Raw genomic sequence first — 26,389 nt, 5'->3', positions numbered from 1 at the left:
ATGGCGCAACCTCTCGGCTACCTGAAAGAAACCGTATCACAGACTGCGGGCCCTTACGTCCATATCGGATTGACACCCAATTTTGTCGGCATCAACGGCATTTTCGAGCAGGATCTCGGCGCCGGCCCTCTCTATGATGAGAAGACGACAGGCGAACGCATCACTATCAAGGGCCATGTCATCGATGGCATAGGCGCACCACTCCGCGATGCGTTGGTAGAAATATGGCAGGCTGATGCAAAAGGCCTCTATAACAGCCCCTCTGAAACCGGCGGCAAAGCCGACCCTGGCTTTCGTGGATGGGGCCGTTGTGCGAGCCATATGGACACGGGCGAGTTCACTTTCGAGACGATCAAACCTGGCCGCGTTTCTTTCAAAGATGGCCGCCTCATGGCACCACACGTTACCTTGTGGATCGTGGCCCGCGGCATTAATCTCGGACTGCAGACGCGGATGTATTTTTCCGATGAAGCCGATGCGAATGCAGAGGACCCGGTCCTTGCACGCATCGAACATCGCAGCCGGGCGCAAACACTGATTGGTCAGCGTGAGGGTAGCGTCTATCATTTCGATATTCACTTGCAGGGCGAGAAAGAAACTGTCTTTTTCGATATTTGACGCATGAGCATCTCGGTCTTCGAACATCCGTTTCTTGCACAGCTTTTCGGCGACGATGAAGAGATATTGAGCTTGTTTACTGCGGCGGCTGATATTGCCGAGATGTTGCGCTTTGAAGCGGCTCTGGCTGAAGCTCAAGCGGGGCTCGGCTTGATACCGGTCGAGGCAGGACAAGCGATCAAACAAGCCTCAGAAACGTTCGAACCCAACCTATCCAATCTGGCAAAAGCGACTGCGCGAGACGGTGTTGTCATTCCTTCATTCGTTAAGGCACTACGTCTGGCGGTCGGAACGGATTACGGCGAATACGTTCATTTCGGCGCGACGAGCCAGGATGCCATCGATACGAGCCTGATTTTGCGGCTGAAACGCGCAAGTACAATTCTTTATGGGCGAATTCAGCAACTCACGCAGCGTTTCGATTGGCTTGATGCGACGTTCGGAAGGAATGCTCTGACGGGTTATACACGTATGCAATCCGCTATTCCGATCACCGTATCGGACCGCATCTCAAGCTGGAAAAACCCGCTCAACGCTTATGAGACCAAACTGAACACCATCGTCTTTCCCGTACAGTTCGGAGGTGCAGCCGGAACGCTTGAAAAATTCGGAGATCAGGCACCGGCTCTGCGTGCTTTGCTGGCTGATAGGCTCGGATTGCACGATAGCCCGCAATGGCATAGCCAGCGGGCCTTCATTGTCGAGTTCGGCAATCTGCTTTCGCTCATCACGGGTACTCTTGGAAAATTCGGGCAAGATATTGCGCTTATGGCTGAACTGGGCACCGAACTGTCCTTGACCGGTGGTGGCGGTTCGTCCGCCATGCCCCACAAGCAAAATCCGGTGTCAGCAGAGATACTGGTCAGCCTTGCCCGTTTCAACGCGGCCCAAATGGGTGGTTTGCATCAGGCTATGGTGCATGAGCAGGAGCGCTCAGGCGCGGCCTGGATGATCGAATGGATGATCCTGCCGCAAATTGTTGCGTCGACTGGCAGTGCACTCAAGATTGCATCAATCCTGATCGATAAGGTGGTTCGAATCGGAAACGAACAATTCTCGGACACATAACCATCCGGGTATCGTTTATAAGGAATTTTTCATTTTACATGACCAATTAGATAGGCATGCTGAAATCAGGACATTCCCTGTTGCGACGAGACGGTCACGCGCGGGAATGGTGGGCGATAGGGAGGAGAACATGAAGAAAATTGTATTCACCGCGCTTGCGGTCTTTTCACTCACAGCATCAGCAGCTTATGCCGATGTGGTAAAGGTCGGCGTCATTGGTCCATTTTCAGGCCCGTTTGCTCTTCAGGGCAAGAACTTCAAGGCCGGCATCGACGCCTATATGACAGAGCACGGCAACACGATCGGCGATGACACTGTCGAGATCGTTTATCGTGATGTGCCGCAGGCCGATCCGGCGCAATCGAAGGCGCTTGCGCAGGAACTCGTGGTCAAGGAAGGCGTCCAATATCTTGCTGGCTTCTATTTCACCCCTGACGCCATGGCGGTTACGCCCATTCTCAAACAGGGCAATGTGCCGATGGTCGTCATGAATGCCGCCACCTCTTCCATTGTAACGAAGAGCCCTTATGTGGTGCGCACCTCGTTCACCACATGGCAAACGTCAACCCCGATCGCAAAGGTTGCACTCGACAAGGGTGTGAAGAAAGTCATCTCGGTTGTCAGCGATTATGGGCCCGGCGTGGATGCGGAAAACGCTTTCAAGGCAGCGTTTACAGAAGCTGGTGGCGAAGTGGTCGAAGCTATTCGGATGCCGCTCGCTACGAACGATTTCAGCCCTATCATGCAGCGTATAAAAGACTCTGGCGCGCAAGGCGTGTTTGCTTTTCTGCCGTCTGGACCAACCACGCTCGGTTTCATGAAATCCTATGTCGACAACGGATTGAAAGGCTCGGGCATTCAGCTTTTTGCTCCAGGTGACCTGACACAAGAATCCGATCTTCCCGCACTCGGAGAAAATGCTCTCGGTGTTCTGACGACTTTCCACTACGCAGTCTCGCATGACTCGCCAGAAAACAAGAAGTTTGTCGAGGAAGCTCGAAAGGCCATCGGCAATCCTGTGGAGTTGTCCTTCCCTTCGGTCGGCGCTTATGATGGCATGCATGTCATCTACAAGATGATCGAAGCGACCGGCGGTGAAAAAGATGCTGAAAAGGCGGTAGAGGCCGTGAAAGGCATGGAATGGATCAGTCCTCGCGGCCCTGTATCCATCGACCCCGAAAGCCGCCATATGACGCAGAACATCTATCTGCGCGAAGTCGCCAAGGCTGATGACGGCACTTACTATAACAAGGAAATTCAAACCTTCGAAAAGCAGGGCGACCCCGGCCTAAAAGCTCAATAACTCCGGCATTCAAGAGTTAACGCCTTGATGCCTGAGCAGGCGTAAAGCGCGCTCATAGCTCATAACTGCTTATTTTAACGCGCACCCGAAAATTTTTTCGTGCTTTTCGGGATGCGCTCAACAGGACCACTCAATGCAGACTGTGCTCAGCATTGCCGTTGATGCCCTCGCCTATGGCATGGTGCTTTTCGTCATTTCCATCGGCCTTTCGGTCACCATGGGCTTGATGCGCGTCGTCAATCTCGCTCACGGCGCATTTGCAATGATCGGCGGCTATTTTGCATCCTATGCTGCCCAGCAGCTTGGCCTCAATTACGGCTTTGCGATCATCATCGCCGTCGTCGGCACGATGTTAATCGCCGTTCCCGTGGAGAGATTGCTCTATCGGCGCATTTATGGAGCGCCTGAACTGACACAGGTGCTGATGACCATCGGCATCACCTTCTGCATCATCGGTCTCACCAACTATATATTCGGACCAACACTGAAGACCATTCCTTTGCCTGAAATGTTGCGTGGATCGGTCGATCTCGGCTTTCGGGCAATTGCCAAGCATCGCATCTTTGCAATCGGGTGCGGCTTCGCGGTGGCCCTTGGTCTTTGGTACATCATCGAACGCACTGCATTCGGCGTGAAACTGCGCGCTGCTGTCGACAATGCCAACATGGCGGCTGCGCTCGGTGTCAGAACCGAAATCGTTTACGCCATCAGCTTTGCGCTTGCCATTGGGCTCGCAGCTTTCGGCGGTGTTGTCGGCGCCGAACTTCTACCTGTCGAACCCTACTATGCACTCCGCTACATGGTGACATTTCTGGTCGTCGTCTCTGTCGGTGGCGCAGGCTCCATACCCGGAGCGCTGATTGCCTGCCTCCTGCTCGGAGCAATCGATACAACCGGGCGTTATCTGGCACCGGAATATGGCGAGTTCTTCTTCTATCTGGCAGTGATCGTCATTGTGACGCTGTTCCCGCGTGGTCTTGCAGGAAGGCTGGCCAAAAAATGACCGATATGACGCAAGCTCTCTCTCAACACCGTCACTCCTATGCGGGTCTTGTCGGCGTAGCAGCAATTATCGCTGCCAGTATTTGCGGCTGGTTTTTGTTCCCCGATAATCTGGCACTGCTGACACGCATCATTGCCATTGCCTTGCTCGTATTGTCACTCGATCTGGTGATGGGCTATTGCGGTATAGCAACGCTCGGCCATGCTGCTTTGTTTGGCGCTGGTGCCTATGGTGCCGGCATCGCCGCTGCCCATTTCGGTATTACCGACCCGATCCTGATGACACTTATCGGTCTTGTTGCAGGAGCTATCACCGGGCTTGTTTCCGGAGCCGTTATTCTGCGCGCGCACGGGCTCGCTCAACTCGTTCTATCGATTGCCGTTGTCCATCTGTTCCACGAAGTTGCAAACAAGGCATCAAGCTGGACCGGCGGCAGTGACGGACTAAGCGGCATTTCACCCGATCCGATCTTTGGCATGTTCGAGTTCGATCTCTACGGACACACGGTCTATGTCTATGCCGTATTCCTGCTGCTCGTTTCCTTCATCTTCCTACGTTATGTTGTTCGTTCACCCTTCGGTATGCTTTGCCGAGGTGTGAAAGAAGACCCGATCCGCATTCATGCCATGGGCGCTTCGGTGCAGTCAGCACAGCTTCGCATGTATGTCATTTCAGGTGCTGTTGCGGGCATCGGTGGCGCGCTGAATGCCATTTCAACGCAGGTCGTCGGGCTCGACAGTCTCAGTTTTACCATGTCGGCGGAAGCTGTGGTAATGCTGGTTCTCGGTGGCACGGGATCGCTGTTCGGCGGACTAGTTGGTACGGTTGTCTTCATGTGGTTCGAAGACCTCGTCTCTGCTGCGAACCCCTTCCACTGGCTTACAATGGTTGGGGCTCTGCTGATCGCCGTCGTGCTATTCGCGCCGCGTGGCCTCTATGGAACCGTCGCCTATTACTTTGAAAAGAAGGCGCGCCGCAAATGAGCACCGTGTTTGAAGTAACGAAACTGCGCAAGAATTTCGGCGGTCTGGCAGTGACAAACGATGTTTCGCTCAACATGGTGAAAGGCGACCGCGTCGCTCTCATTGGTCCCAACGGAGCAGGCAAGACCACTTTCGTCAATCTGGTTACAGGCAACCTCGCGGCAACTTCTGGCACCGTGGCATTGGATGGAGAGAACGTCTCCCGGCTCAACGCCATGCAGCGCGTCAGGCGCGGACTGGTGCGTTCATTTCAGGTGACCCGTCTCTTCTTCGACATGACACCCGAAGAACACGTGGCTCTTGCTGTTTTGCAACGCGAAGGCAAGACAGGACGTATTCTCGGAAACTATCGCAAAATGCCTGAAGTCATGGATGAAGTGCGCGATATTCTCGATGCGCTCGGACTTCTGCATCTCAGGCAGTTGCGGGTGAGCGAGATCGCATATGGCCAACAGCGGCTTCTGGAGATTGCCCTTGCATTGGCGCTTCGACCCAAAGTTCTGCTGCTTGATGAACCAGCTGCAGGTGTTCCACAGAGCGACACGGGCCGCATCGAGGAAGCGCTCGACCGACTACCGGCCGATCTGACAGTACTCATGATCGAGCACGATATGGACCTCGTTTTTCGCTTCGCAAAACGCGTAGTCGTGCTGGCTGCCGGAACTGTAATTTTTGACGGATTGCCGGAAGATGTCGTGCAGGATACCCGCGTCCGCGAAGCCTATCTCGGGAGCTATGCGCAATGAGTGCCGCCTCGCTTGAAATTCGCAATCTCTCCTCCGGTTACGGCCCCACGCGCGTCATCGAGAATGTATCGTTCAAAGCAGAACCGGGATCGCGACTTGCCATTCTGGGCCGCAATGGTGTCGGCAAGACCAGCCTCTTTGCCACTATCGCGGGGCAAACGCGCCGTTATGGCGGTGAGATTCTGCTGAATGGGAAGAATATCGCCACGCTTCCATCAGCCGCGCGCGCAATTGCCGGTCTCGGTTATGTGCCGCAAACTCGTGATGTTTTTCCGACCCTCACCGTCGAAGAAAATCTCTTCGTTGGCCTCAAAAACCGACCAAAGAATGCGCTCGAAGAAGCCTATGCGATGTTTCCGCGTCTTAAGGAACGACGCAGCAATCTTGGGTCGCAGCTTTCCGGGGGAGAACAACAGATGCTTTCCACCGCGCGCAGCATTCTCGGGCGACCGACAGTGCTGCTGCTCGATGAGCCGCTGGAAGGGCTTGCTCCTGTCATCTGTGAAGAGCTGATGGCTGCTTTCTCGACACTTGCACAGAAGGGAGACATGACGATTCTGCTTGTCGAACAGCGCATCCAGAGTGCGCTCGATTTTGCCGATCACATCATCATACTGGAACGTGGGCGCATTGCATGGTCTGGCACGTCAGCAGAACTCGCCGAAAACCAGCAGACTGTCGAAGAACTACTCGGTGTCGGTGGCTTGCATTGATCAGTTCCCGACAAATGCAAACTTGTCGACGTCCACAAGGCCGCGGTCAGTGATCTTGAGATGCGGGATCACAGGCAAGGCGATGAAGGCCAGTTGCAAGAATGGCTCCTCCAGAACGGAACCCAGTTCTTCCGCTGCGTGACGCAGCACACGAAGCTGGTCGCGGACAGTTTCATATGGTTCGGCGCTCATCAATCCGGCAATGGGCAAAGGCATTTCAGCCAACACCTTGCCATCTCGCACGACAACGAAACCACCTTCAATTTCGCCCAATCGGTTGGCAGCTGCAGCAATATCTTCGTCTGACGTGCCAACCACACAGATATTATGGCTGTCATGACTGACGGTTGACGCGATTGCACCTGATTTCAAGCCGAAACCGTGCACAAAGCCGGTCGCAATATTTCCATTTTTGCCGTGACGTTCGACAACGGCGATCTTGACTACATCTTTTTCGAAATCGGGCTCAACGCCGTTCGGGCCAACCTTCAGATCGAATTCGAGGCTTTCCGTTATGATCTTGCCCGGAATTATACCGATTGCACGTGTTTTGCCGCTGTTGGAATGCGAACGGAAACTGGAAGCGCTGACTTTCGATGCCTTGACGCTATTGCGCCCGACAGGAGCAACGATCTTACGAGCGGCAAACAAATCTTCTGAAATCACCCTGCCCGCCGACAACACGATTTCAGCGTGACAACCTTCGAGACTATCCACCACAACGAGGTCGGCGCGCTGGCCCGGCGCAACCAGACCACGGTCGAAAAGACCGAAAGCGCGGGCGGCAGAAACGCTAGCGGCCCGGTAGATGGCAATCGGCTCCACGCCGCCTGCAATCGCCGTGCGGATAAGATAATCGAGGTGGCCCTGATCGGCAATATCGAGCGGATTCCGGTCATCTGTGCACAGTGCCAAAAACTGCGCGTGGCGCTCGGTAATGATCGGCATAAGCGCTTTCAGATCCTTGGAAACTGACCCTTCGCGCACCAGTACATGCATGCCCTTACGCATCTTTTCCAGCGCTTCTTCCGCACTTGTCGCCTCGTGTTCGGTGCGAATACCTGCGGAAATATAGCCGTTCAGGTCGAGCCCGCGCAGAAGCGGCGCATGACCATCAATATGGCGTCCCTGAAACGCCTTGAGCTTCGCCATGCATTCGGGGTCTTTCGCCAGAACACCTGGAAAGTTCATGAACTCCGCAAGACCAATCACCTTGGGGTGGTCAGCAAAAGGCAACAGATCATCGATCAGAAGCTCGGCGCCAGACGTTTCCATATGGGTCGCGGGCACACAGCTTGAAAGCTGCACGCGGATATCCATGACGGTTTCCAACGCGCTATCGAGGAAAAACTTTATGCCTTCAGCACCCAGCACATTCGCAATCTCGTGCGGGTCGCAAATGACCGTGGTAACGCCCTGTGGCAATACACACCGGTCGAACTCATGCGGCGTTACGTGGGAGGATTCTATGTGAAGATGCGTATCGATAAATCCCGGCACGACGATCCGTCCGGAAATGTCGATTTCATGCTTGCCCTGATAGTTGCCGAATGTTCCAACAACCCGATCGCCGCAGATTGCGATGTCACTTTCGACAAGTTCACCGGTTACGAGATCGAAGAAACGGCCGCCCTTCAGCACGATGTCGGCAGGTTCCCGACCTGCGCCCTGATCGATCATCCGTTCCAGCATCACGTCACCTCACCTTCGGAATCAATTGTCGAAAGTTACCACAATGCAAGACGCGGCGGTAAGGTCACCCTTCCGCCGCGTCCATAACTCACGAATGTCCAGATTACCGGACGTATTCGATCATTCTGGCTCGGCTGAGAACGAGCTCGACCCGATTGTCATCAAGCTTATGCAGACAGACGCGCTTGGTCCAAGGGCCGTCATGCAACGTAAACAGCGCGCGCCCCTGACCGAGGTCTTCCAACGGCATGGCCCGGCGTGTCGGGCCTATACCCATGATGAGGTGACCATCCTTGATATCGAAACTGGCGCCATAGGGCGATGCCTGCCAGTGGCCGTCGAGTTCCCGGCACACAGGTTTCGGTGTCACCGGCTTCAACCGGCGAGATACGTAACCAATCTCACCTTCCAGTTCCGTACCCGTCCAGCGGAGTTCAACCGGCGAAGACGGCGACAGGGATGAGAACCAGCCATCGCCGATATCGTAAAGCGTGTCTTCGGAATCAAGCCAGTTGGCTATACCGTTGCGCATTTCCAGCCAGAACGGTCCACTCTCCGTCACATAAAGCCCGTCGGGGATCGTGCAATTGGTCTCTGGCAACGACAATCCGTTGAGAGCGGCCATGCAATCTCGCGCCATCTTATAGGTGTTGGCGTCTTCACGATTTGAAACAACAATCATGCCGGTTTTCGCGGCTGGATCGAGCAGAAAATAGCTTTTATAGCCGGGATGCGAACCACCGTGTCCGACGAACCGCTTGCCATCCACTTCGTTCCACCGCAATCCGAGGCCGTAACCGGTTACACGCCCGTCGGAGAGACGACGATCAGCCGACAGTTTATCAAGCAAGCCTTTGAACACGCCATCGCCGTTGACGAGCGCCTGCGCCCATTTGGTCAGCGCCATGCCACTGCCAGTCAGGCTGCCAGAAGCCGAAATATGCAGGCCAGCAGAGCTGAGCTGCCATTTTTCGTCAGACTTCCAGTAACCGGGAACAAGACCCGCGACCGGATCATTCCAGACGTCCGGCGCTTCCATGAAAATATCGAGAGGCTGCGCAATATCCGATTTAACTAAATCATTGAAGCGAAACCCTTTTCGCTCCAGTGCAGCTTCCACCAGACGATAACCGGTGTTGGAATACGAAATTTCCGAACCCGCTTCGAAATTGAGCCGGTTGAGAGAAGCAAGGTAGTCCAGAAGCTGACCTGCTTCCGTTTCTGTATAAACAGACAGCCCCAGAAGTGTGAGGCATTCCCGCGTATCGGGCAGACCACCAGTCATGTCGAGTGCACGCCCCACGGTGACATCGGCCAGTGGACTTTGCAACTCCGGCAGATGGTCGCCGAGCCGATCCTCGAGGCCGATGATATCGCTGTGCTTGAGAACCATCGCACAAAACACATGTTTCGTGACTGATGCGTAGCGAACGACTGTATTCGCCGTGAACGGCACCCCCGTAGAAAGGTTTTCAAGCCCGCTCGCATAGGCAAATTTCACTCCATCTGGGCCGAAACCGATGATGACGCCACCCGGCTCATCCTTGGCCCAGGTTCTCGACAAGACTTTCGCGGCAAGCGAAGCCGCATTCCAGTCAGCATGCGTTGACATGAAAACTCCGTCAGGCAGGTTCTTCCAGATTGACGCTTAGCGCGCGCAATTCTGTGGTATGCGGATGTGTCGTTCGCCCGGCGCGCAAATCATCGGCGCTAAGCTGTTCCACCATCTCGCCGTGTTGCATCACCCCCACCTGCGGGCAGAGATGCGCGATCACAGCGAGATTGTGGCTCACCAGCACATAAGTGAGATTCTTTTCAGCGCGCAAGTCCGCGAGAAGATTGAGAATTTCAGCCTGTACCGAGACATCAAGCGCCGATGTCGGTTCGTCCAGTAGCAGAACTTCCGGTTCGGCGATCAGGGCTCGCGCGATTGCCACGCGCTGGCGTTGTCCGCCCGAAAGCTGGTGCGGAAAACGGAACCGCGCAGCTTTGGGCAACGCGACTTCGTCAAGAACCTTTTCAATACGCTTATCGATATCGCCGATACCATGAACCAGCAGAAGCTCGCTCAGGATACGGTCGATGGTCTGGCGTGGATGCAGTGAGCCAAAGGGATCCTGAAACACCATCTGCACCTGACGGAAGAAGGCGGGTGCGCGCTTTGGGGCAACGTCCTTCCCGTCGAAAGCGATGCGGCCACTCCATTGTTCGTTGAGACCCGCCATTGCGCGCAGAATAGTGGATTTACCCGAGCCGCTTTCACCAACAATTCCAAAGCTCCCGCCCTTCTCGACATTGAAGGACACACCCTTGACGACTTCATGCTCGTTGAAGCTGATACGAAGTTGATCAATGACTATCATGAGTTCAGCCAGCTTTCTTCGCGATTAAGAACCGGCAATCGATCACGAGGATGCATGAGCGATGGAATGCAATTGAGAAGCCCCTTCGTATAAGGATGCTCAGCACGCACAAGTTCGGCAGCTTTCAATTCTTCCATGACACGGCCCATATACATGACCATGACACGGTCGCAGAAATGCGACACAAGTGGAAGATCGTGGCTGATGAGGAGAAGTCCCATTCCGCGCTTGGAAACCAGATCGTCGATCAGGCGAAGAATTTCCGCCTGAACAGTAGCGTCGAGCGCGGATGTCGGCTCGTCAGCAATGAGCAGTTCGGGATCGGGCGCCAGCATCATGGCGATCATGACACGTTGGCCCATGCCACCAGAAACTTCGTGCGGATAAAGCTTCGCCACTTCACGCGGATTGCGGATCATAACCTGATCCAGAAGATCAACCGCAGCATCCATTGCCTGACGTTTGCTACCGCCTTTGTGAGTACGCCACGCTTCAGCTACCTGCACGCCAATGGTCTTGACCGGATTAAGCGAATATTTGGGGTCCTGAAGAATAAAGCCTACCCGCTTGCCGCGTATCTGACGCATGCCACGTTCGGTGGCTGACAGAATGTCGATGCCATCGAATGAAAGCTTGTCGGCCTTCACTTCAGCGATTGGCGGCAGCAATTTCATGAGGGCTCGCGCGGTCAAGGACTTGCCCGAGCCACTTTCACCGACAATGCCCAGTTTTTCACGACCGAGCTGAAGCGAGATCCCGCGAACAGCATCGAAACGGCTGGTGCGCGTTTCAAAGCTGATCTGCAGATTTTTAATATCAACCAGCATCTGTTCTCTCAATTCTGCTTCGGATCGAGCACGTCGCGCAGACCGTCGCCGAGGAAATTGAAGGCGAGCGATACGAGGAAGATCGCGATGCCGGGGATGGTGGCAACCCACCATTGTTCAAAGATAAAGCGCTTGGCAGTGGCAATCATCGCACCCCATTCGGGCGACGGCGGCTGTGCACCCATTCCGAGGAAGCCAAGGCTTGCGGCGGTGATGATGATCGAGCTCATGTCGAGCGTAATGCGCACAATGACGCTTGGCACACAAAGCGGCATGATATGACGCAGAATGATACGGAATGGCGATGCACCGGTCAGCTTGGCTGCGGCAACGAAATCGCTTTTACGCAAAGTCATGGTTTCCGCACGCGCCAGACGCGCATAGGGTGGCCACGCAGTCAATGCGATTGCAAGCACGGCACTTTCAACACCTGGCTTCAGCGCAGCCACGAAGGCCAGCGCCAGGATCAACCGAGGAAACGCAAGAAAGACATCAGTGACGCGCATCAACGCGGTGTCAACAATCCCGCCGAAATAGCCGGCGATACAACCGATAAAGAGCCCGATCGGCGCAACGAGAATGACAACAGCGATAACCATTCCAAGGGTTACGCGGCCACCGTAAAGAATGCGCGATAGGATATCGCGGCCTAGCTCATCAGTCCCGAACCAATGCGCGGCAGTGGGAGCAGACAGACGGTTGCCTAGGTCTTGAACACTCGGATCATATGGCGCCAGCAATGGTGCGGCCAACGACAAAACGACGAAAGCGACAATGATAAAGAGACCAATCATCGCGAGCGGATTGGCCCGAAGGTTCACCCAAATGCGGTAGCGCCTGCCCCAGTTAGCCTGAGAACGAGAAGCAGGCGAGTCATCTAGCGCCCAGTTATGAAAATTGGCAAAAATCATCGGACACGCGGATCCAGAACTTTGTAGAGGATATCGGCGAGCAGGTTGAGCCCGACATAAATGATACCGATGAGCAGTGTAGCGCCCACCACCGGATTCATATCGGCATTCATCAGCGACACGGTCAGATACTGTCCCAAGCCCGGCCAGCTGAAGACCGTCTCGGTCACGACAGCACCCTCCAGCAGACCTGCATAGGTGAGAGCCAGAACTGTCACGAGCTGCACGGCAACGGTCGGGAAAGCATGTTTCCAGATGACCGAGGTCAGCGACAGGCCTTTCGCACGTGCCGTAATCACGAACTCACCCTTGAGCGCGTCAAGCATGAAAGCGCGGGTCATACGCGTGATATACGCCATGCTGAAGTAGGCGAGGATCAGAACCGGCTGAATCATGTGATAGACGGCATCCCGGAACGCGTCCCAGTCGCCCTCAATAAGAGTATCGATCGTGAGCAGACCGGTAACATGCGGGATCATGCCCTCATAAATGATGTCCTGTCGTCCCGGGCCGGGCGCTATATCGAGCGTTGCATAGAAGACGAGAAGCGATATCAGAGCCAGCATGAAAACGGGAACAGAGTGCCCTGCAAGACAGATCACGCGGATCGTCTGGTCGACGATGGAACCCTGCCGGACAGCAGCCCACACCCCCAGCGGAATACCGATAAGAGCAGCAACAAGAAGCGCAGCCGTTGCCAGTTCCAATGTCGCGGGAAAATAACGGGCGATATCCTGTGTCACCGGATTACGGGTCAGAATAGAGTTGCCGAAATCGCCGTGCAGGACCTGCCCGACATAATGCACGAACTGGATTACAAGTGGCTGATCGAGTCCCATCTCCGCGCGGACGCGCTGGATAACAGCCTCTGGCGCATTGTCGCCCACTGCAGCAATAACAGGATCGACCGGCATGACGCGGCCGATCATGAAGGTAATGACCATAAGCCCGAACAGCGTGATTAACACGCTGCTCAGGATACCGGTCAGGTTCTTGAGGCTTTTCTTCACGCCTTGGCGATCCCTGCATAGGAATGAGAATCGGACAAGACGCCGAGACGCATTCCGGTAACATCCTTGCGGCAGGCGGCTGTGGTAACAGTCTGAAGCATCACGATAAACGGACTATCGTTCATGAATTCGCGCTGCAAATCCTCGTAGAGTTCGATGCGCTTTGCTGAATCGCGTTCATCGCGGGCTGCAATCGATTTCTTCGCGAACTCCTCGTTCTGATAGGACGAGCGCCAGGCGAAAGGCTTGGTAGCCGCATTATCCGAATTATCCGGATTGTTACAGAAAACGTCGGCATTGGTGTTCGGATCGAAGTAGTCAGAACCCCAGGCGGTCAGCGCAATTTCGTGCTCGCGAGCACGCATTTTGGTGAGAACCTGACGGTTCTCGGCGGCCAGAAGTTCTACCTTGATTCCAATTTCGGCGAGGTTCGCCTGAATGGCCTGTGCGATATCCGGCCAAGGCTGAGCAGAATAATGATCCATCTTGATGGTAAAACCATCGGCAAGACCAGCTTCCTGCATCAGGCCCTTCGCCTTTTCCAAATCCTTCTGGAACGGTGTTTCGTTAACTGCACCGGGGAAACCTTCCGGGATGATGGTCTGGTGCACCTTGTGCGTCAACGGAACGATGTTCTTCTGGATGCCCTGATAGTCGACGGCCCACTTGATCGCTTGCCAGAGCTTCGGATTAGTGAGCTTTTCAATCTTCTGATTGAGAGACATCAGGCCAATGCCCGCGATTGCCTTGGTGACGAGCTCGAAATCACCGTTGCCGTCGAGAACACGCAACTGCTCGGACGTCAGATTGCGGGCAATATCGACATCACCCTTCTGAAGCATCAAGAGCTGCGAAGACGGGTCCGCGACGTGACGCAGAAGGATGCGCTTCACATTGCCCTTGTATGCGCCATGTGGATTAACGTTCAGGATGATGCTTTCGCTCGGCTTCCAGGAAACGAGAACCCATTCGCCCGAACCGGCGCTGTTCTTCTGAAGCCAGCCGTTACCGAGATCGTCACCGGATGCATTTTCCAGAACGGTCTTCTTTTCCACAATGCTGGCAACGCTTGCCGACAGGCAATACAGCAGGAACGGCAGCGATGTCGACTGCTCGACCGTCAGAGACAATGTCGACGGATCGGTCGCTACGATGTTCTTTTCTGCATTCTCTGGCGTGAAACCGAACTGGCCAATGATGAAAGCCGGGCCCTTGTTCATCTTGATCGCACGCTGCAGCGAGAAAGCAGCATCTTCAGCCGTGATCTGCGCGCCGCTTGCAAATTTTGCATTCGGATCGATCTTGAAGATGAAGACCTTCCCATCAGCGTCGGCTTCCCAGGAAACAGCAACGCCGCCTTCCACCTGGTCCGGATTGGAAAGGCTTGGATGTACCAGACGCTGGTACATGTTGTTGCAGACTTCGCTGCCGACAGCTTCGAAGCTCTCATGCGGATCAAGACTGGTCATATTGTCGAGCTGCTGGGCCACAACCAGAATATCCTGACGCCCGGCTCCAATGGCAGGCAAAATGCTCGCATAGGACAGGAAAGGAACGGCAGCCGCACCTGCCAGAAAACCGCGTCTTGAAATCATTGAGAGCTCCTCTTGCAACGCTTTCTGAATGGCTCCCTGACATCGGGCGCTTATCGACAGCGTTCTATCTCTGGATATATTTTTCCAGCTTCCCGCTATCACGTCAGCGGAGGCAGGGGCCAATGCAGAATTTTGCATTCCCTATGCAGAGTTTGCATGAGGGCAAACTAAAGGAGAGCTTCTGCAAGAAAGAATCGCCCTTCATGCAGGGCCGTCATATCAAATGACCGAAATCGCATTTGCAATTCTTCTCGCTTGGGTCCATCACCCCTCTCAAATACCAGACTTGATTTTGAAAAGGCTTCCCCATGGCGACAGAACAGAAGATACCCGTTTTCGATGGTCACAACGACGTGCTGTTGCGCCTGTGGTCATCGCATGCTTCCTCGCCTGAAAAGCGTTTTCTTGAAGGAGAAAATGTCGGCCATATCGACCTTCCACGTGCGCAGAAGGGTGGGCTCGGCGGCGGCTTGTGCGCAGTATATGTGCCCTCGCCTTCACGAGAACTCGACACTAATGGCAATCTGGCGACGCCGAGCCAGACGGATGCGATGAAGGCAACACTCGCCATGTCGGCAATCCTTCTGAAAATCGAACGGGCGTCAGAAGGCAAGGTCCGTATTTGCAAAACTGCAGCCGATATTCGTGATGCCTTTGCCAACGGCATTTTTGCTTCTGTCTATCATATCGAAGGTGTGGAGGCTTTCAGCGAAGACCTTGATGCCCTTTATCTATTGCATGAGGCCGGCCTCAGAACGCTTGGGCCTGTCTGGAGCCGTCCGAATATTTTTGCCCATGGCATCCCGTTCCGGTTTCCGGCGTCACCTGACATCGGCCCGGGCCTCACCGATCATGGCAAAGCGCTCATTCGCGCCTGCAATGAACTCAAAGTCATGGTCGACCTTTCCCACATGAACGAGAAAGGCTTCTGGGACATAGCGGCAATTTCCGATGCGCCGCTCGTGGCTTCGCATTCAAATGCGCACGCGCTTTGCCAGCAAAGCCGCAACCTGACCGACAAGCAGCTGGATGCCATTCGCGATACTGGCGGTCTCGTCGGGCTTAACTTTGGCGTTTCATTCCTGCGCGAAGATGGAAAACGCGATCCGAATACGGATCTGAGCGAACTCGTTCGCCATGCTGATTACATTGTCAACCGCATCGGGATCGACCATCTGGCGCTGGGTTCCGATTTTGACGGCACCACGATTTCTTCCACGCTTCGCGATGTCGGTGATCTCCAGCTCGTCATAGACGCCTTCCGCAAGCACGGTTATGACGATGCTTCCATCGTCAAACTGGCTCATGGAAACTGGATCAATGTGCTTGAGCGGACATGGGGTGCTTAAGGGAAAAATAGAAACGATCTCACCCTCGTAGGGTGAGATCGAAAACATGATGGTGGATATGCCCGTCGAACATTTCCAGAAGCCCCTTCGTTGCCTCTCGGCTTTCATATCGCACACGTGAAGCAAGCGCTTTGGCCAATGCTTCCCTACTGTCATACTTGGTCCACAGCACCATCGGATAGGCTGGCGCACCTTCGTCGCGTTCGACAGCATAAAGAACTCGGACTTCCCTGATGCCCGGAAATTCAAGCCACATCGGCATAAGAATATCCGCGACATAAGCTTTGAACGCATCCTCGCGCCCAGCATGGATAGCGCCTTCAAAAAAGGCCTGCCTGACAATCATGGGAATAACTCAGTTTACTTTGGTGGGTGGGACATCGCCGGAAAAATAAGCGGCAAGATTGGCGAGTACGAGCTCACCCATTCCGACACGTGTTTCAACCGTTGCGCTGCCTTGATGCGGCATCAGCACGGTGTTTGGTGCGGACAGAAAATCCTCCCTGATCGTCGGTTCGTTGACGAAAACATCAAGACCGGCGCCGGCTATAGTTCCGTTATTCAAAGCAGCCAGAAGCGCATCTTCGTCGACGACGCTGCCGCGGGCCACATTGACCAAATACCCCCTGCTTCCAAGCGCTGCTAGCACATCCGCGTTCACAATATTCGCCGTCGACGGATTAGCCGCGACGCACACTGCGAGTACGTCGCTCTGCTGCGCTAGTTCCACGGGCGTCGCATGGGCAATCCAGTTTGTGCCCGCGACAGGAGAGCGGTTCCAATAGTGCACTTCCATGCCGAATGCTTCTGCACGTCGTGCAAACGACTTTCCTATCTGGCCAAGGCCCAGGACGCCAACCCGCTTCCCCTTGGGACTAACGCCAAGAGGAAATGCTTCACGGCGCTCCCATTTGCCTTCCCGCACGAATTGATCGCCCTGAACAACATGGCGCATAACCGCCAGCATGAGAGCAATGCCTGTGTCGGCAACATCATCGGTCAAAACGCCAGGCGTGGTGCTGACATGCACATTGCGATCCCGCGCAAAAGCAAGATCGACCTTGTCCGTCCCAACGCCGTTGATGGCAATGAGGCCGAGCGATGGCAGACGCTCCATCCAACCATTGGAAAGCCCGGTTCCGCCGCCGGTAACAACAGCACGAATGGTGCCAAGTGCCGCGTCAATCGCCGTCGTGTCTTCCGGCTTGTATAGACGAAGAACCTTGTAAGCTGCGTCCAATCGCTCTTCGATCAACGGCATCATCGGTTCGATAAGCAGAACTTCGTTCGTCACTTCAAACTCCATTACTAAACTACTAGAGACGCTCAGGAAATCTGACCGATAAATGCCTTCGTGCGCTCATGCTTCGGATTGCCGAAAAATTCCTCCGGCTCCGCCATTTCAAGAATTTGTCCTTGATCCATGAAGATAACGCGATCTGCCACCTGCCGCGCGAAACCCATTTCATGGGTAACGCAGAGCATGGTCATGCCTTCCCTGGCGAGATCGATCATGGTGTCCAGAACTTCCTTGACCATTTCAGGATCGAGTGCAGAAGTCGGCTCATCAAAAAGCATGATCTTGGGATTCATGCATAGCGCACGGGCAATCGCCACACGCTGTTGCTGGCCACCCGACAGCTGGGCCGGATATTTATCCGCCTGTTCAGGAATGCGGACACGCTCGAGGTATTTGCGCGCTGTCTTCTCAGCTTCAGTTTTCGAAACACCGCGCACTTTCATCGGAGCCAGAGTACAGTTCTCAAGAACCGTCATATGCGGAAACAAGTTGAACTGCTGGAAAACCATGCCGGTTTCCTGCCGGATGATATCCACATTCTTTCCACCTGCCGTCAGATCGTGGCCGTCTACAATGATGCGGCCTTTCTGAATGGTCTCCAGCTGATTGATACAACGGATGAGGGTCGACTTCCCCGAGCCAGACGGGCCGCAAATAACAATGCGTTCACCGCGAGCGACATTCAGATCAATATCTCTGAGAGCATGATAAGTGCCGTACCACTTGTTTACTCCCTGCATGAGCACTGCAGGATCTGAAGCATCCTGCGGCAACCGGTTCGCTTTTCCCTGAGCCATCTGGTTCATGTCGAGAAACTCACTTTCGTGGACTGGATCGTCATGCCCGTCGGATGGACGGGCATGACGGAATTCGAGAGCTTACTTTGCCTGAGAGACAAAATCCGGTAGTGGCGCACCGAGCCACTTTTCATGAATCTTGTTCAGTTCACCGTCGCTCTTCGCCTTTTCGATGAACTTGTTGACGAATTCGAGCATTTCCGTCGCCCCCTTGCGAACAGCGATACCCTGTACTTGCTGGCTGAGCTGGATTTTCTGATCGTAGCGGCCCGGAGCAGCTTTTTCGATTTCGGCAGCCACTACATTGGAGAGCCCGATCAACTCAACCTGTCCCGAAAGCAGGGCTTGCACTGCGCTCGCATCATCATCGAAACGACGGATGTTGGCGTCCTGCGGCGCTACCTTGGTTACTGCCGTGTCCTGTGTCGAAGCACGAGCGACACCGATCGATTTGCCAGAAAGATCCTCCGGCTTTGTAACAACGGTGTCCTTCGGTCCGAATACGCCAATCGAAATACCAGCATAAGGCTGCGAGAAATCAACGCTCTTTGCCCGTTCCTCGGTGATGCCCAGCGAGGCAACCAGAACGTCCACCTGTCCGCTCTGCAGATAAGGAATACGGTTTGGACCGGTGACTGGCACGATCTGTGCGTCGACGCCCAGCTCCTTCGCCAGCAACTTTGCGACATCGGCGTCATACCCGTCCGGTTCATTGCTGGTGTTCATGATGCCAAATGGCGGAAAGTCGACCAGCATACCGATCTTGATTTTTCCAGCGGACTTGATGTCGTCAACGGTCTGAGCGAATGCAGCCGGTGCCAACGCCGTTGCAAGGGCACCCGCACCAATCAGGGCCATTGCCAAACGTCTGGTAATAGTCATGTTTATCCCTTCCCTATTAAGTACCAGTCTCCTCACCGGCACCGTTTCGTTATTTTCAACGCATTTCCTGACGCCATGTTGGTTTACATTCGGTCGAAAATGCTGATCGTTCCCCCTAAGCCCCCAATTACCGAGCTGTAGCGCGAGAAAACCTCGTTTCCATGCGGCGTGCCAAAATCGATAGCGGCCAGCATAGGACAAAATAGACAGCCGCTACCGTGCCAAACACCATGAACGGGCTGAACGTCGCGTTGTTGATGATCTGTCCCTGTCGCGTCAGTTCTGCAAATCCGATGATCGCGGCAAGCGAAGTGCCTTTGATGAGCTGCACGAGAAAGCCCACTGTCGGCGCAACCGAAATGCGTGCGGCTTGTGGCAGGATCACATAGCGCATGCGATTGTAGTAGCGCAGCCCCAATGCCGTCGCCGCTTCACGTTGGCCGGGCGGCACTGCATCAATACAGCCGCGCCAAATCTCTCCGAGAAAAGCGCTTGCATGCAATGTCAGCGCAATCGTCGCAGCAATCCAGGGGTTGATACCCAGACCGAAAATATTAAGGCCGAAGAACACCAGGAAGAGCTGCATCAGAAGCGGTGTACCCTGAAACAGCCTGATAAAGCCGAGTGCGATGTAACGTGGGGCGCGAGCGTCCGAAACACGCATCAGCGCGACAAGCAGCCCTCCGATGCCACCGCCGACAAAGGCAATAGCCGAAAGAGCAATGGTCCACTGCGCTGCATAGACGATAATGAGAAATTCGTTCCAGCCGAAAGGTCTGATCATGGCCCGCTCCTATCGGCTCAACGGGTATTTAAAAGCCACCTTCTCGATCACTGAGAAAATGGCCGAGAAACCGATGGACATGACGAGATACATGAGCGTGATAACAATATAGACCTCAAAACTCGCGAAGGTCGCCGACTGTAGATCGTTACCCGCCGCTGCAAGTTCGTTTGCGGAAATCACGGAGACCACACTCGAAGTCAGCATCAGATAGATAAATTGGCTGGTGAGTGACGGATAAACCGTCCGCAAAGCTGGTTTCATGATCACATAACGGAACACTTGCAGCTTTGAGAGACCGAGTGCGGTTCCTGCTTCCACCTGACCTTTATGAATGGATTCAATGCCGGCACGAATAATCTCGGTACCGTAAGCGCCGAAGTTCACCACCAGCGCAAGAAGCGCTGCACTGTTGGGCGACAATCGCAAACCAGCAGAAGGCAATCCAAAGAAGATGAAGAAAATCTGCACCAGAAACGGCGTGTTGCGGATAATTTCGATATAGGCATCAATGATTAAGCGTACTGGCTTTGGTCCAGACGTCTTCCCAAGCGCGCAGACTATCGAAACAATCAGGCCGAGCACCATCGCCGCGCAAGACAATTCAATTGTCTGCCACGCGCCGACAAGCAACTTATCCATCGCCGCGAAAACAGGCGCGAAGTTGAAATTATACAATGCTGAACCTCCCGGTACGCAATTGTGCCGATTTCTCCTCCCGGCATCAATAATTTAGATCGATCTAAATGCGTTTTGCCTCATACGTCAATCATTAATTGGGATTAGATAACAGAGGCTCTCACCGGTCCACAGGACTGTCGAACTCGCAAATATGTTTCACTGATGATCCGCTGCGCCTGTTTTTCCGGGTTTGCCAAACGGGAAAGAAGCAATCCAGCGGCATTCTCACCAACTGTAACAGGTCGGGTTGACACGGAACTCAACCGGGGGCGGGTCGCTTCAGCATCGCTTACATCGTCGAAGCCGATCAACGAAAAATCCCCACCAACCATTCTCCCGCAATCATAAAGTCCTGCCGAAAGGCCTAGCGCAATCACGTCATTGAAGCAGATTGCAGCTGTCGGCTCCCGGCCGTCCTGAAAGAGAAGCGGAGCCGCTTTAGCGATATCCGGCATCGTCTGCGGAAAGCGGACAATCATCTCAGGATCGAGCCCTTGTTGTTGCATTGCCTCGCGAAAACCTTCGACACGTTCGCGGTAAGCGGAATGAATCGGACCGTGCACAGCGAATGCGATTGTCCTGTGCCCAAGTGTAGCCAGATGATTGACCGCCTGCCGCATACCACCCGCGTAATCAACGCCTGCGTAATCGACACGATCGGTGACATGACGCAACACCTGCACAATAGGCAAGCCCCAGTCGGCAAGCTGCTCGACGAACTCCGGTGCTGTTTCCGCTGTTGGCGAAACGATCACGCCATCAACACCATGCTCACGCATACGCTGCATAAGGGTACTCTGATTGGTGAAGTTCTCGTGACTATTGGCGAGAAGAACGACCAGCCCTGCTTCACCTACAACACTGTCTATTCCTGAAAGCAATTCGCCGTAAAACGGGTTGCCAAGGGTGGGCACGATGACGCCAACCGTATTAGATCTCTCTACCCGGAGGCTAGCAGCCCCCATATTGTAGACATAGCCCAACTCCTGAAGGGCTTTTTCTACTTTTTCGCGCGTTACTGTTCCCACCAACGGGCTTTTGCGGATGACAAGGGAAGCCGTCGCGCGCGATACGTTGGCATGGCGTGCCACATCCAGCAGCGTAACGCGACTTTTCCTGCGATCGTCACTCGGCATAACTTCACCTGTCAGCAAGTTGGGCAATGTCCGATCCGGTTGAAGACAAAACTCAATAAAACCGCCGGTCAGATTCGAAAGGCATATATCAGTTCAGTCTTGCACATTGGTCAATCCGTTGAACGGTGAACCAGCAGTCATCATGCGGAAATGGCATTACGTGGCGTTCCCAACCCATTAATTATACACATGTTCTCCCCACGATTATCACTTGCCTTTCGTTTTTTTTCATTTGGATCGCTATCGTTTTCGGATTTATTCTGCCATTGGAAGAATCGAAGGTTGATCCTTTGGCAAAAATTGCATTCATATAGGTGCAATGAAAATATTGCAGATGTCGGAACTTTGAGACCATCACCAAGGAACTCAAATGTTCACGCAATCTCACACTCGAGGAGGAAACATGCTTATCCGTCTGATCACGACTTCGGCGCTGACAAGCGCCCTCGCCCTCACCATCAGTTCTCAGGCATTTGCCCAGACGGAGCTGGCATGGTGGCACGGCATGACCGGTGCCAACAACGAAATGGTCAATGAACTCTCGAAGGAGTTCAACGAAAGCCAGAGCGAATACAAGATTGTTCCTGTCTACAAGGGAACTTATCCCGAAACGCTGAATGCCGGCATTGCCGCGTTCCGTTCCAAGCAGCCCCCCGCGATCCTTCAGGTCTTCGACGCCGGTAGTGGCGTTATGATGGCAGCCGAAGGCGCAATGGTTCCAGCTGCCGAAGTTCTGGAAAAGGGTGGCTTCAAATTCGACAAGTCGCAGTATCTGCCTGGCATCGTCGCTTACTATTCGAAGCCAGACGGCACCATGTTGTCCTTTCCGTACAACTCCTCGTCACCAATCCTCTATTACAATAAGGATGCCTTCAAGAAGGCTGGTCTCGACGAAAACAATCCGCCGAAAACCTGGCCTGAAGTTTTCGAAGCTGCCAAGAAGATCAAATCCAGCGGTGCGGCACCGTGCGGTTTCACTTCCACATGGCTGACCTGGATTCAGACCGAAAACTTCGCGGCTTGGAACAACGTTCCTTATGGCACGAATGAAAACGGTCTCGGCGGCACCGATGTGAAGCTCGAAATCAACTCGCCGCTTTACATTCAGCACTTCCAGTCGATTGCCGATCTCGCGAAAGACGGTACGTTCCGCTACGGCGGCCGCACATCGGAAGCCAAGCAGCTTTTCACCTCTGGTGAGTGCGCAATGCTGACCGAATCCTCCGGCGGCCTCGGCGATGTTGTTAAGTCGGGTATCAATTACGGCATCGGCCAGCTGCCTTACTACGAAGGTCACGGTCCGCAGAATACGATCCCTGGCGGTGCATCTCTGTGGGTCTTCGCAGGCCTTAGCGACGAACAATACAAGGGCGTCGCAGAATTCTTCAACTTCCTCTCGCAAACCAAAATTCAGGTCAAGCTGCACGAAAAATCCGGCTATCTGCCTGTAACACTGGCGGCATACGAGGAAACCAAGAAGTCGGATTTCTATGAAAAGAATCCGGGCCGCGAAACGCCTATCCTGCAGATGATGGGCAAGGCACCGACCGAAAATTCGAAGGGCGTGCGTCTCGTCAACTTGCCGCAGGTGCGCGATATTCTGAACGAAGAGTTCGAAGCAATGCTCGGCGGCAAGCAGGATGCGAAAACTGCACTTGAAAACGCTGTCAAACGCGCCAACGACGCGATTGCCGCAGCTCAATAATTGATCACATAAACACAACGCCGCCTGCCCTTGTGGTGGGCGGCCTTGTCACCCACGAGGAAGCTCCCCGTGCAGAAAGTTACCTTTCCAAATAAAATCTTGCCCTACTTCCTGCTGGCCCCGCAGATCGTTCTGACTGTGGTGTTTTTCTTCTGGCCAGCCAGTCAGGCAATTTATCAGTCTTTCATGCGCGAAGACGCATTCGGGCTGAAGTCTACTTTTGTAGGCCTTGCGAACTTCACAACCGTTCTGGCCGACCCGAACTATCTACATTCATTCAGAGTAACGATTGTCTTTAATGTTCTGACCGCGCTGCTTGCCATGGGCGCAGCATTGTTGCTTGCAACGGCGGCAGATCGCGTCATCCGTGGCAAGACATTTTATCGTACGCTCCTAATCTGGCCCTATGCCGTAGCTCCTGCCGTAGCCGGCATGTTGTGGCTCTTCATGTTCAATCCTGCAATGGGTACTTTTGCGTATATTCTGCGCCGTAATGGCATTGCATGGGATCCGCTGCTTGACGGCAATCAGGCTATGGGCCTCGTCGTCGTTGCCGCGGCCTGGAAGCAGATTTCCTATAACTTCCTGTTCTTTGTCGCAGGCTTACAAGCAATTCCTAAATCATTGATCGAAGCAGCAGCCATCGATGGCGCACGCGGAGCGCGGCGATTCTGGTCTATCGTATTTCCACTTCTTGCACCGACCTCCTTCTTCTTGCTGGTCGTGAATACGGTTTACGCCTTCTTTGACACGTTCGGCATCATCCATGCGGTGACCGGCGGCGGGCCTGCCAAAGCCACCGAAACGCTGGTCTACAAGGTTTACAACGATGGCTTCGTCAATCTGAATCTGGGCTCTTCCTCGGCACAGTCAGTTATTTTGATGGCAATCGTGATTGCCTTGACAGCGTTCCAGTTCCGCTTCGTTGAGAAGCGCGTGCATTATTCGTGAGTGAGGCGACAATGATAGAAAAACGCCCAATCTCCAGCCTGATCGGCCATCTGATCCTGATCCTAGGCATCATTATTGTTGCCTTTCCGATCTACTACACCTTCGTCGCTTCAACGATGACGTCAACGCAGATCATTCGCCCGCCAATCTCGCTGTTGCCCGGCGACCATTTCGTCGAAAACTACGGCGAAGCCATCTTTGGCGGTGTGGAGCGTGTTGTTGGTGTAAGTCTTGAACGACTTCTCTGGAACTCGTTCGTGGTCGCAATGGCAATCGCCGTCGGCAAGATCATCATTTCGTTCATGTCGGCTTTCGCGATTGTGTTTTTCCGCTTTCCAATGCGCATGTTCTTCTTCTGGATGATCTTCATAACGTTGATGCTGCCTGTGGAGGTTCGTATCCTGCCGACCTACAAAGTGATCGTGGATCTCGGCATGATCGATACCTATGCCGGGCTTACGCTGCCATTGATGGCATCCGCGACAGCGACATTCCTGTTCCGTCAGTTCTTCCTTACCATTCCGGGTGAACTGGTTGAAGCAGCACGTATCGATAATGCCGGACCATTCCGTTTCATGCGGGATATCCTGCTCCCCCTTTCGAAGACGAATATTGCAGCGCTTTTCGTCATTCTCTTCATTTACGGATGGACCCAGTATCTCTGGCCACTACTCGTTACCAATGATGCCAAGATGAACACGATCATCATCGGCCTGCGCCGCATGGTCGATTGGGCTGACGCATCCACACCGTGGAACTACGTCATGGTAACAGCCATTCTGGCCATCATTCCACCGATCCTCGTTGTGGTGTTGATGCAGCGCTGGTTCGTCAAAGGTCTCGTTGAAACGGAAAAGTAATGAGCAAAATCGTTCTTGATAACGTCCGCAAGAGCTATGGCGGCAATGTAGAAGTCATCAAAGGCGTATCGCTGGAGATTCACGACGGTGAATTTGTGGTGCTGGTAGGCCCTTCAGGCTGCGGTAAATCCACTCTCCTGCGTATGATAGCGGGTCTCGAAGGTATTACATCCGGCACAATCTCCATTGGCGATCGCGTGGTCAACGAAGTAGAACCCGCAGAACGCGATATTGCCATGGTGTTTCAGAACTATGCGCTCTATCCGCATATGACGGTTCGGGAAAACCTTGCCTATGGTCTGAAGAACCGCAAGACGCCAAAGGACGAGATCGAGCGCCGCATCGCCAAGGCTGCGAAAGCGCTGGAAATCGAACCTTTTCTTGAGCGCAAACCACGCCAGCTTTCTGGTGGTCAGCGCCAGCGTGTCGCCATGGGGCGCGCCATTGTGCGCGAACCGGCAGCTTTCCTCTTTGATGAACCGTTGTCCAATCTGGACGCGAAACTGCGCGTGCAAATGCGTGTCGAGATCAAGCGCCTGCAGCGCTCGCTTGGCACCACCAGCGTTTACGTAACACACGACCAGATGGAGGCCATGACCATGGCTGATCGTCTTGTCGTGCTGAATGCTGGCCATATCGAACAGGTTGGCACGCCGATCGAGCTTTACGAAAAACCCGCCTCCACCTTCGTCGCGACGTTTATCGGTTCCCCATCAATGAACCTGCTGCAAAGCACAGAAAGCACCGGTTGGGCGACAGGCAGCGCGGTACAAAAACCTGACGGGAGTTTCACCATCGGTGTTCGCCCAGAGGATATCCGTATTCTGGAAGATGGCGAGCCGGACGCTGACGGATTTAATGCAACCATTCGTATTGAAGCTGTCGAACTCGTCGGTGCAGAAAGCTACATCCACGCTGCGTTGCCAGATGGCAAGCCGCTCATCTTCCGCGTTGCCGGACGGTCGGCACATAATATTGATGAGACTGTCAGAGTTGGCGCTTCCTCTGGAAACGTGCATGTTTTCAGCAATGATGGCCAGCGTGTAAATGATTGACATGAAACGGGTTGCGCCCTTCGACGGAGCGCAACCCGCTATAATAATCGATTTCTG

Annotated in this window: 25 protein-coding genes and 1 pseudogene; 12 read left to right on the top strand and 14 right to left on the bottom strand. The window is 54.1% G+C overall.

Annotation, left to right across the window (positions count from 1 at the left end):
• The 7 genes from pcaG (at window position 1) to ABDF71_RS23965 (ending at window position 6,434) form a co-directional block, all read left to right on the top strand.
• Window positions 1–618: a protocatechuate 3,4-dioxygenase subunit alpha gene (gene pcaG / locus ABDF71_RS23995; protein ID WP_151663079.1), complete on the top strand. Its 618-nt coding sequence runs from the start codon at window positions 1–3 to the stop codon at window positions 616–618.
• A 3-nt stretch (window positions 619–621) separates the two neighbouring features.
• On the top strand, window positions 622–1,686 hold the full coding sequence (locus ABDF71_RS23990; RefSeq protein ID WP_151663080.1) for a 3-carboxy-cis,cis-muconate cycloisomerase: 1,065 nt from the start codon (window positions 622–624) through the stop codon (window positions 1,684–1,686).
• A gap of 130 nt (window positions 1,687–1,816) precedes the next feature.
• A complete protein-coding gene (locus tag ABDF71_RS23985) occupies window positions 1,817–2,989 on the top strand; it encodes an ABC transporter substrate-binding protein (protein WP_010658917.1) in 1,173 nt (390 codons plus the stop codon).
• A gap of 133 nt (window positions 2,990–3,122) precedes the next feature.
• On the top strand, window positions 3,123–3,992 hold the full coding sequence (locus tag ABDF71_RS23980; RefSeq protein ID WP_010658918.1) for a branched-chain amino acid ABC transporter permease: 870 nt from the start codon (window positions 3,123–3,125) through the stop codon (window positions 3,990–3,992).
• Window positions 3,989–4,975: a branched-chain amino acid ABC transporter permease gene (locus tag ABDF71_RS23975; RefSeq protein ID WP_258124265.1), complete on the top strand. Its 987-nt coding sequence runs from the start codon at window positions 3,989–3,991 to the stop codon at window positions 4,973–4,975. Before ABDF71_RS23980 ends, ABDF71_RS23975 begins: the two co-directional genes overlap by 4 nt.
• Entirely contained in the window at window positions 4,972–5,721 is a 750-nt protein-coding gene (locus ABDF71_RS23970) for an ABC transporter ATP-binding protein (protein ID WP_151663081.1), read from the top strand. Before ABDF71_RS23975 ends, ABDF71_RS23970 begins: the two co-directional genes overlap by 4 nt.
• Window positions 5,718–6,434, top strand: a complete 717-nt coding sequence (locus tag ABDF71_RS23965; RefSeq protein ID WP_151663082.1) for an ABC transporter ATP-binding protein — start codon at window positions 5,718–5,720, stop codon at window positions 6,432–6,434. Before ABDF71_RS23970 ends, ABDF71_RS23965 begins: the two co-directional genes overlap by 4 nt.
• Here the strand turns inward: ABDF71_RS23965 and ade are convergent.
• From ade to ABDF71_RS23930, 7 genes and pseudogenes are all read right to left on the bottom strand, one after another.
• A pseudogene (ade, locus tag ABDF71_RS23960) lies at window positions 6,435–8,175 on the bottom strand (adenine deaminase).
• A gap of 54 nt (window positions 8,176–8,229) precedes the next feature.
• Window positions 8,230–9,738, bottom strand: coding sequence for a serine hydrolase domain-containing protein (locus ABDF71_RS23955; RefSeq protein ID WP_151663083.1), 1,509 nt, complete (start codon window positions 9,736–9,738; stop codon window positions 8,230–8,232).
• Between the two features lie 10 nt (window positions 9,739–9,748).
• Window positions 9,749–10,489 (bottom strand): ABC transporter ATP-binding protein, encoded by a 741-nt coding sequence (locus ABDF71_RS23950; protein WP_010658924.1) that lies wholly within the window; start codon window positions 10,487–10,489, stop codon window positions 9,749–9,751.
• A complete protein-coding gene (locus ABDF71_RS23945; RefSeq protein ID WP_151615142.1) occupies window positions 10,486–11,316 on the bottom strand; it encodes an ABC transporter ATP-binding protein in 831 nt (276 codons plus the stop codon). Before ABDF71_RS23945 ends, ABDF71_RS23950 begins: the two co-directional genes overlap by 4 nt.
• 8 nt (window positions 11,317–11,324) lie before the next feature.
• Window positions 11,325–12,227, bottom strand: a complete 903-nt coding sequence (gene nikC / locus ABDF71_RS23940; RefSeq protein WP_151615143.1) for a nickel transporter permease — start codon at window positions 12,225–12,227, stop codon at window positions 11,325–11,327.
• On the bottom strand, window positions 12,224–13,237 hold the full coding sequence (locus ABDF71_RS23935) for an ABC transporter permease (RefSeq protein WP_010658927.1): 1,014 nt from the start codon (window positions 13,235–13,237) through the stop codon (window positions 12,224–12,226). Before ABDF71_RS23935 ends, nikC begins: the two co-directional genes overlap by 4 nt.
• Entirely contained in the window at window positions 13,234–14,832 is a 1,599-nt protein-coding gene (locus ABDF71_RS23930; protein WP_029927227.1) for an ABC transporter substrate-binding protein, read from the bottom strand. The genes ABDF71_RS23935 and ABDF71_RS23930 overlap by 4 nt, the downstream gene beginning before the upstream one ends.
• Window positions 14,833–15,140: 308 nt before the next feature.
• Here ABDF71_RS23930 and ABDF71_RS23925 point away from each other — a divergent pair, with 308 nt between their 5' ends.
• The gene (locus tag ABDF71_RS23925; protein ID WP_151663085.1) at window positions 15,141–16,181 is read left to right on the top strand and encodes a dipeptidase; all 1,041 of its coding nucleotides are present in this window, start codon (window positions 15,141–15,143) and stop codon (window positions 16,179–16,181) included.
• Between the two features lie 19 nt (window positions 16,182–16,200).
• Here the strand turns inward: ABDF71_RS23925 and ABDF71_RS23920 are convergent, their stop codons facing one another.
• The 7 genes from ABDF71_RS23920 to ABDF71_RS23890 form a co-directional block, all read right to left on the bottom strand.
• Window positions 16,201–16,527: a hypothetical protein gene (locus ABDF71_RS23920; RefSeq protein WP_010658930.1), complete on the bottom strand. Its 327-nt coding sequence runs from the start codon at window positions 16,525–16,527 to the stop codon at window positions 16,201–16,203.
• Window positions 16,528–16,536: 9 nt separating this feature from the next.
• Complete coding sequence (locus ABDF71_RS23915; RefSeq protein ID WP_151663086.1) at window positions 16,537–17,487, bottom strand: 2-hydroxyacid dehydrogenase; 951 nt, start codon at window positions 17,485–17,487, stop codon at window positions 16,537–16,539.
• Window positions 17,488–17,507: 20 nt separating this feature from the next.
• Window positions 17,508–18,287, bottom strand: a complete 780-nt coding sequence (locus tag ABDF71_RS23910) for an amino acid ABC transporter ATP-binding protein (protein WP_151663087.1) — start codon at window positions 18,285–18,287, stop codon at window positions 17,508–17,510.
• 72 nt (window positions 18,288–18,359) lie between these two features.
• On the bottom strand, window positions 18,360–19,160 hold the full coding sequence (locus ABDF71_RS23905) for a transporter substrate-binding domain-containing protein (protein ID WP_010658933.1): 801 nt from the start codon (window positions 19,158–19,160) through the stop codon (window positions 18,360–18,362).
• A 127-nt stretch (window positions 19,161–19,287) separates the two neighbouring features.
• Entirely contained in the window at window positions 19,288–19,944 is a 657-nt protein-coding gene (locus tag ABDF71_RS23900; protein ID WP_151663088.1) for an amino acid ABC transporter permease, read from the bottom strand.
• 9 nt (window positions 19,945–19,953) lie between these two features.
• Window positions 19,954–20,622, bottom strand: a complete 669-nt coding sequence (locus ABDF71_RS23895; protein ID WP_010658935.1) for an amino acid ABC transporter permease — start codon at window positions 20,620–20,622, stop codon at window positions 19,954–19,956.
• A 104-nt stretch (window positions 20,623–20,726) separates the two neighbouring features.
• Complete coding sequence (locus ABDF71_RS23890; protein ID WP_012093122.1) at window positions 20,727–21,761, bottom strand: LacI family DNA-binding transcriptional regulator; 1,035 nt, start codon at window positions 21,759–21,761, stop codon at window positions 20,727–20,729.
• A gap of 403 nt (window positions 21,762–22,164) precedes the next feature.
• On the opposite strand from ABDF71_RS23890, the gene ugpB reads away from it, so the two are divergent.
• The 4 genes from ugpB (at window position 22,165) to ABDF71_RS23870 (ending at window position 26,332) form a co-directional block, all read left to right on the top strand.
• Window positions 22,165–23,466 carry a sn-glycerol-3-phosphate ABC transporter substrate-binding protein UgpB gene (gene ugpB, locus ABDF71_RS23885; protein WP_029927219.1) on the top strand — a complete coding sequence of 434 codons (1,302 nt, stop codon included), beginning with the start codon at window positions 22,165–22,167 and terminating at the stop codon, window positions 23,464–23,466.
• 69 nt (window positions 23,467–23,535) lie between these two features.
• Complete coding sequence (ugpA, locus tag ABDF71_RS23880) at window positions 23,536–24,417, top strand: sn-glycerol-3-phosphate ABC transporter permease UgpA (protein ID WP_010658938.1); 882 nt, start codon at window positions 23,536–23,538, stop codon at window positions 24,415–24,417.
• 11 nt (window positions 24,418–24,428) lie between these two features.
• Window positions 24,429–25,277 (top strand): sn-glycerol-3-phosphate ABC transporter permease UgpE, encoded by an 849-nt coding sequence (gene ugpE, locus ABDF71_RS23875; protein WP_010658939.1) that lies wholly within the window; start codon window positions 24,429–24,431, stop codon window positions 25,275–25,277.
• Window positions 25,277–26,332, top strand: a complete 1,056-nt coding sequence (locus ABDF71_RS23870) for a sn-glycerol-3-phosphate import ATP-binding protein UgpC (RefSeq protein ID WP_029927218.1) — start codon at window positions 25,277–25,279, stop codon at window positions 26,330–26,332. Before ugpE ends, ABDF71_RS23870 begins: the two co-directional genes overlap by 1 nt.
• The last annotated feature ends 57 nt before the right edge of the window (window positions 26,333–26,389 follow it).

It is taken from the genome of Ochrobactrum sp. WV_118_8 (assembly GCF_039631535.1).
GTDB lineage: Bacteria > Pseudomonadota > Alphaproteobacteria > Rhizobiales > Rhizobiaceae > Brucella > Brucella anthropi.
This window is presented reverse-complemented; position numbering and strand designations above follow the sequence as displayed.

What these genes read in the sequence shown, in the direction of transcription:
- pcaG (WP_151663079.1), top strand. Translation starts at nt 1, where the DNA reads ATGGCGCAACCTCTCGGCTACCTGAAAGAAACCGTATCACAGACTGCG.
- ABDF71_RS23990 (WP_151663080.1), top strand. Translation starts at nt 622, where the DNA reads ATGAGCATCTCGGTCTTCGAACATCCGTTTCTTGCACAGCTTTTCGGC.
- ABDF71_RS23985 (WP_010658917.1), top strand. Translation starts at nt 1,817, where the DNA reads ATGAAGAAAATTGTATTCACCGCGCTTGCGGTCTTTTCACTCACAGCA.
- ABDF71_RS23980 (WP_010658918.1), top strand. Translation starts at nt 3,123, where the DNA reads ATGCAGACTGTGCTCAGCATTGCCGTTGATGCCCTCGCCTATGGCATG.
- ABDF71_RS23975 (WP_258124265.1), top strand. Translation starts at nt 3,989, where the DNA reads ATGACCGATATGACGCAAGCTCTCTCTCAACACCGTCACTCCTATGCG.
- ABDF71_RS23970 (WP_151663081.1), top strand. Translation starts at nt 4,972, where the DNA reads ATGAGCACCGTGTTTGAAGTAACGAAACTGCGCAAGAATTTCGGCGGT.
- ABDF71_RS23965 (WP_151663082.1), top strand. Translation starts at nt 5,718, where the DNA reads ATGAGTGCCGCCTCGCTTGAAATTCGCAATCTCTCCTCCGGTTACGGC.
- ABDF71_RS23955 (WP_151663083.1), bottom strand. Translation starts at nt 9,738, where the DNA reads ATGTCAACGCATGCTGACTGGAATGCGGCTTCGCTTGCCGCGAAAGTC.
- ABDF71_RS23950 (WP_010658924.1), bottom strand. Translation starts at nt 10,489, where the DNA reads ATGATAGTCATTGATCAACTTCGTATCAGCTTCAACGAGCATGAAGTC.
- ABDF71_RS23945 (WP_151615142.1), bottom strand. Translation starts at nt 11,316, where the DNA reads ATGCTGGTTGATATTAAAAATCTGCAGATCAGCTTTGAAACGCGCACC.
- nikC (WP_151615143.1), bottom strand. Translation starts at nt 12,227, where the DNA reads ATGATTTTTGCCAATTTTCATAACTGGGCGCTAGATGACTCGCCTGCT.
- ABDF71_RS23930 (WP_029927227.1), bottom strand. Translation starts at nt 14,832, where the DNA reads ATGATTTCAAGACGCGGTTTTCTGGCAGGTGCGGCTGCCGTTCCTTTC.
- ABDF71_RS23925 (WP_151663085.1), top strand. Translation starts at nt 15,141, where the DNA reads ATGGCGACAGAACAGAAGATACCCGTTTTCGATGGTCACAACGACGTG.
- ABDF71_RS23920 (WP_010658930.1), bottom strand. Translation starts at nt 16,527, where the DNA reads ATGATTGTCAGGCAGGCCTTTTTTGAAGGCGCTATCCATGCTGGGCGC.
- ABDF71_RS23915 (WP_151663086.1), bottom strand. Translation starts at nt 17,487, where the DNA reads ATGGAGTTTGAAGTGACGAACGAAGTTCTGCTTATCGAACCGATGATG.
- ABDF71_RS23910 (WP_151663087.1), bottom strand. Translation starts at nt 18,287, where the DNA reads ATGAACCAGATGGCTCAGGGAAAAGCGAACCGGTTGCCGCAGGATGCT.
- ABDF71_RS23905 (WP_010658933.1), bottom strand. Translation starts at nt 19,160, where the DNA reads ATGACTATTACCAGACGTTTGGCAATGGCCCTGATTGGTGCGGGTGCC.
- ABDF71_RS23900 (WP_151663088.1), bottom strand. Translation starts at nt 19,944, where the DNA reads ATGATCAGACCTTTCGGCTGGAACGAATTTCTCATTATCGTCTATGCA.
- ABDF71_RS23890 (WP_012093122.1), bottom strand. Translation starts at nt 21,761, where the DNA reads ATGCCGAGTGACGATCGCAGGAAAAGTCGCGTTACGCTGCTGGATGTG.
- ugpB (WP_029927219.1), top strand. Translation starts at nt 22,165, where the DNA reads ATGCTTATCCGTCTGATCACGACTTCGGCGCTGACAAGCGCCCTCGCC.
- ugpE (WP_010658939.1), top strand. Translation starts at nt 24,429, where the DNA reads ATGATAGAAAAACGCCCAATCTCCAGCCTGATCGGCCATCTGATCCTG.
- ABDF71_RS23870 (WP_029927218.1), top strand. Translation starts at nt 25,277, where the DNA reads ATGAGCAAAATCGTTCTTGATAACGTCCGCAAGAGCTATGGCGGCAAT.